Raw genomic sequence first — 859 nt, 5'->3', positions numbered from 1 at the left:
CTTGGTATTTCAGTTTCCGGTCAAGTATTTCTAAAAAGGCGGCAGGTGCTTTGATCCCCATTCTTTTTCCTAACCGGGTTTTGTGCAGCCCCTTGTAGTTCATCCGTTCCGCATATACTTCATTGCCTTCGGAAAGGATTTCATTGGCAAGCTTGTTATGCATCATTTTCCTTACAGCTGCTATTTTCCGGCAAATCTCCTTTAACTCATATAGAGTCTTCCAATAGCGTTTGGAGCGAATCCATTTATCTTTGTTTTCTTTTTTAAAGGTGCCGTTATCATTGAACTTGTTGGGGTTTGTTGCCCTCCTTGAACGATCCATCCTGCGGAGCAGGATGCGGCGTTTTCTGTCCAGCTCATCCAAGCCTTTGCAGAACTCTTGTACATTCACACTTTTGCCGCTGACTGTGGCTACTGTTGAAATGCCGTTATCAAGGCCGACTTTCCCTTCAACCGGTTTCCTCTTTTGGGGCGGGATGCCTTTCATTACCAGCTGCAGATAGAATTTCGTTCTGCCGCGAATGATTTTGCGCACAATCCGGCAATAAGCGATTTCATCGTGCAGGGCTGCTTCCAGGTATGAATCTTTACCCGGTTTTGGCATTTCTGCTTTTATTTTTAATCCGTTCCACTCCACAAAACCGTTTTTGTATCTGATCCCTGATTTATTGGTTTTGCTTTCCAGCGTATTGAATTCGCCGAACTTTTTGAAGCGCACCTTTTTTGTTTTTGGATTGAAAAGATAGTCTTCGATCGATTCCCAGACATTGAGTGCAATTTTTTGCACGGCATGGGAGTCTAAATGCACCTTTTGTTTGTGCTTTTCGTTTTTCGGTTTTTTGCCAAGGAAGTGTTTTCC

General features: G+C 43.5%; 1 protein-coding gene. It reads right to left on the bottom strand.

Translation table 11 applies throughout. The features are described 5' to 3' along the window. Nucleotides 1-859: nuclease/transposase family protein (locus FS666_RS19985; protein WP_483409540.1), on the bottom strand; the 859-nt coding region annotated here is incomplete at both ends.

The organism is Siminovitchia fortis, from assembly GCF_007681465.1.
Lineage (GTDB): Bacteria > Bacillota > Bacilli > Bacillales > Bacillaceae_C > Siminovitchia > Siminovitchia fortis.
The sequence above is the reverse complement of the archived record's forward strand: the minus strand, read 5'-3'. Positions and strand labels throughout refer to the sequence as shown.